At 41.2% G+C, this 4,143-nt stretch carries 4 protein-coding genes; 3 read left to right on the forward strand and 1 reads right to left on the reverse strand.

Translation table 11 applies throughout. From position 1 onward, the window contains the following. From L652_RS0104605 to L652_RS0104615, 3 genes are all read left to right on the forward strand, one after another. Positions 1 to 572: energy transducer TonB (locus tag L652_RS0104605; RefSeq protein WP_024594790.1), on the forward strand; the 572-nt coding region annotated here is incomplete at its 5' end. Positions 573 to 586: 14 nt separating this feature from the next. After that, positions 587 to 1,165 carry a sigma-70 family RNA polymerase sigma factor gene (locus L652_RS0104610; protein WP_024594791.1) on the forward strand — a complete coding sequence of 193 codons (579 nt, stop codon included), beginning with the start codon at positions 587 to 589 and terminating at the stop codon, positions 1,163 to 1,165. After that, positions 1,152 to 1,784 carry a hypothetical protein gene (locus L652_RS0104615; protein WP_024594792.1) on the forward strand — a complete coding sequence of 211 codons (633 nt, stop codon included), beginning with the start codon at positions 1,152 to 1,154 and terminating at the stop codon, positions 1,782 to 1,784. Before L652_RS0104610 ends, L652_RS0104615 begins: the two co-directional genes overlap by 14 nt. Before the next feature lie 282 nt (positions 1,785 to 2,066). Here the strand turns inward: L652_RS0104615 and L652_RS0104620 are convergent, their stop codons facing one another. Then, positions 2,067 to 3,809 carry a potassium/proton antiporter gene (locus L652_RS0104620; protein ID WP_024594793.1) on the reverse strand — a complete coding sequence of 581 codons (1,743 nt, stop codon included), beginning with the start codon at positions 3,807 to 3,809 and terminating at the stop codon, positions 2,067 to 2,069. Positions 3,810 to 4,143 lie beyond the last annotated feature (334 nt).

Below are 4,143 nucleotides of genomic sequence, written 5' to 3' on the forward strand. Positions count from 1 at the left end.
GCGCCGCAATGACCTTTGCAGCTTTTGCGTTTATGCAATATTTAATAAGTGGCGAGCAACGCGCACCGGTTAAACCAGGGGGCGATATTATAGTAGAGATTTTTCAGGCACCTGAGGATTCAAAAGTCAGGCATATACAAAAAATACAGCCGCCACCGCCAATGCCTAAAGTGCCGCAAAAAGCTCCACCGCTTAATACATCAGCCGATCCTGTGTTGGCAATTAGCGACCTTACGCCAGTTACAATTGACGATTTTGGTGGCGACATTAACAATACCATTAATCGCCCTACAGGGGATGCAACACCCATAGTGCGCATAAACCCTAAATACCCAACTACAGCCGCGCGCGATGGTATTGAAGGTTGGGTACAACTAAGCTTTAGTATTTCGCCCACCGGTGAAGTAATCGACCCAGTAGTTATTAACGCCGAGCCAAAACGTACCTTTGACCGCGAAGCAATAAGAGCCATTAAACGCTGGAAATATCGCCCCAAAGTAATTGAAGGTGTGGCACAATTACAAACAGGTCAAACTGTACAGCTCGATTTTAAATTAGATAACTCTATTTAACGGACTAAACGCCTATGCTACTAAGTATTAAGTCATGGTTATTTGAAACGCCAAGCAAGGACTGCATGGCAAGTTACGCAAAAAGTGGCGACAATCGTTACTTAGAGCAGCTTATAGCCCTCTACAGTAACGACTTATACCACTACCTTGTTACGCAATCTAATACGCATTTAGCATACGACGTAAGCCAACAAACATGGCTAAAAGTAATCGAAAAACGCCACCTTTACCAAGGACAAACCACACCCAAAGCGTGGTTATTTAAACTTGCCCGCAACACACTCATTGACGAATACCGCAGGCAAAAGCACTTTGTAGAGCTTGACGAAAACACGCATTTAGCAGCACAAAATGATAAAAGCGAAAGTGGCTTAACTATAGGCAGCTCAAACATAAGTTACGACGCGTTCGACGCCGCCCTAAAACAACTTAGCTTTGTACAGCGCGAAGCCGTAACCTTGCAACAAGAAGGCTTTTCGCTTGCCGACATAGAACTTATAACGCAAAGCAGCCTTGAGACCATTAAAACAAGGCTGCGCTACGCCAAGCAACACCTTAAACGTTTATTAGGAGCAAACAATGAACAAGCCTGATGAGCCGTTTGATCAAAAGCTCACACAACACTACAAAGAGCGAAAAGAGCGCATAACACTTACAAGCGATCAACAAAAAGCGCTACTTAATACAGCCACGCACACAAAGCCTAAAAAGCCCACAAGGTTTAGTTTTACGCTACAGCTAACCAGCCTTGCCTGCGCACTCGGTGTGTTCGCCTTTATTGTGTTTGATAATAACAACGTAATAAATACTGAGCCTAAAACCGTGCTTAATAGCGTATTTAACACTATAGACATTCACGACTATTCAATTATTAAAACACACGAAATAAATCAAGCAGGTAGCTACGCAAGCACCTTTACAGAGCAAAAACACGCACTCGATAGCCAATTAGCTAACGATTTACGCCGCCACCAACAACGCCACATAGAATACGGCACGCTCGTAAAGGTAGATAACGACTGGTACATAGCCAGCTGTAATGACGAGGTACTAGTACAAATTAAGCAGTCATTATTGAGAGATTTAAAAGGTAAACACGCGGTAGAAAGTAATATAAATACCGGTGATATGCTCGCCATGGCGCATAACGGCAAAGGGCAAATTATTGCGCTTAAACATGCGGGTGCTGGGGTTAGGCAATGTGGGGCTTAGGTTGGTTTGGCTCAGTTAAGGTTGGTGGTAATTTAGATAAATATTACCACCGAGAACACAGAGGCGCTACGCGCTGCACAGAGATAGTTAACTATCGCCCATGTAATCTAATAGTGAGGAAAGCTCTATAAAATCACGATATTGCTCTTTAGTAATTTTGTTGTATTCATCTTTGATGTAGATTGTATTAGCTCAAATCTAAACTAACAGTCACCATTAGAAAAATGGGTAACTGTCAGATCAAGTCTGAGCTAGTACAGCTAAACAAATCACTGTTAATGATTACTGCTTTAAAAGTCGCTTTTCTGGATTGTTTAAATACTTTAAGCCAATGGTGACTATGCGTGTATGTACCATTGTTATAACGCGTATTTGCACATTACCAATAACAACAATAGCCCCTTTACTGACTTCTCCTGAAAGCTTTTGGTTAATCACTTCTTCCAAGCTTATGCCCTCTGGAGCGTCTATGTGCATATGGTAAGAGTAAAATATATCGCCTACTAACGTTACCCCTTTCACTTTAAGTTCGTTGTGGGCTAAGTGGTTATCTTGATGGTTTGTTTTATCGGTTGCTGTAAAAACTAAATCAACAAAAGGTCTGTTATCTGGTTTTAAAACAACAAATAAGTGATCGTTTGGTTTTAACTTAGTTGAGCCTCGAGGCGGGATGATTGACGGACCCCGTGTGATCATAGCAACAACCACACTTTCAGGAAGTGCAGCATGTGACAAGCTGCGCCCAGAAACCCGAGAAACGTCACTTAAAGTGTACTCTACAATTTCTATATCAATATCGTTTAGTGCTGTGATTTCGAGCGTTGCAGCAGCCAAATCAGGTGGCGGCTCTACTAAATTTAGTTTTTTAGCCATCCACGGCATTGTTGAGCCCTGTAACGTGGCTGAAATTAACACTACGAAAAAAACAACATTAAAAATAAGCTCAGCCCCTGAAAGACCAAATAGTAATGGGAATATAGCTAAAATAATGGGTACTGAGCCTCTAAGGCCAACCCAAGATACAAACAAAGTTTCGCGATTGTTAAAACCAAACAGTTTTAAAATAGGCGCTACCGCTAATGGGCGAGCAACAAAAATAAGTGCCAGTGCAATAAGCAACCCTTCTAACCATACATCAACCAACGACGATGGGTTAATAAGGAGCCCTAACACAACAAACATGGTTATTTGCCCAAGCCATGCTAAGCCGTCATGAAACAGAAAAATACCGCGTTTATATACAAATTTGCTGTTACCTAAAATAACACCCGTTATAAATACAGCTAAAAATCCACTACCGCCAAGCGTTGCAGAAAGGCCAAAAGAAAGCAGTCCAAATGCTGTTACCATCACTAAATACAAACCCGATGCATTTAGTTTAATTCGATTAATAAACCAAACCGATACTTTGCCAATTAAAAGACCACAAATAGCGCCAACACCCATTTGTTGAGCAAATAACTGCAGTAAGCCCAACCCTACTGGCATGTCATTAACGAGCATTTCGAGCAAACCAACCGTTAGAAAAATAGCCATTGGATCGTTCGATGCGCTTTCTATTTCAAGGGTAGATTTAAGCTTTTTATTTAAGTGAATACCTGCACTTCGTAAAAGTGCAAACACTGCTGCAGCATCTGTAGAACCAACAATGGCGCCCAGTAAAACACCTTGTAATATGGGCAGGTCTAAAATATAAGTGGCCACAAGGCCTGTAATTACAGCAGTAAATAACACCCCAACGGTTGCTAAAGCAGACGCGGGTTTCCACACTTGTTTAATTGAACTGGTAGGCGTTTGTAAGCCGCCATCAAATAGAATGATGGCAAGCGCGAGGGTACCCAGAGCATGTGCGGCCTCTGCGTTGTCGAATGAAATACCTGCAATACCGTCTTCACCTGCGAGCATACCTACAAGTAAAAATAGCACCAGCACCGGTAAGCCAACGCGTGCAGATAACTTGCTCGAGATCACTCCTAGTAAAATTAAAATGGCACTAACGAGAATGATATTATCAATTGCAAACATAGTGTGGATTTACAGCCTTATATGAGTTAAAAAGTAAGAATTTATAGCTACCAAAAAGCTTAAAGCTCATGCTATACAATAACCTAAAAAATATAAATACGGGTACTTAAGTCTATATTTAAATAGTTTATTTAATATCTAGAGCGTCGTTAAGCTTGGTATTACTCGGCTCGGTCTTAATTTAAAAACAAAAAAGCCTGCAATAAGCAGGCTTTTGACTATTTAAGCAATCGTATTTTATAAAACAATAATGCTTGTTATTAAGTACGCTATAAACGTAAGGCCGCCACCAAATAAGGCATATGGTAGCTGCGTTTTAACGTGGGTGAGTAAG

Source organism: Pseudoalteromonas sp. TB25 (assembly GCF_000497995.1).
GTDB lineage: Bacteria > Pseudomonadota > Gammaproteobacteria > Enterobacterales > Alteromonadaceae > Pseudoalteromonas > Pseudoalteromonas distincta.

What these genes read in the sequence shown, in the direction of transcription:
- L652_RS0104610 (WP_024594791.1), top strand. Translation starts at nt 587, where the DNA reads ATGCTACTAAGTATTAAGTCATGGTTATTTGAAACGCCAAGCAAGGAC.
- L652_RS0104615 (WP_024594792.1), top strand. Translation starts at nt 1,152, where the DNA reads ATGAACAAGCCTGATGAGCCGTTTGATCAAAAGCTCACACAACACTAC.
- L652_RS0104620 (WP_024594793.1), bottom strand. Translation starts at nt 3,809, where the DNA reads ATGTTTGCAATTGATAATATCATTCTCGTTAGTGCCATTTTAATTTTA.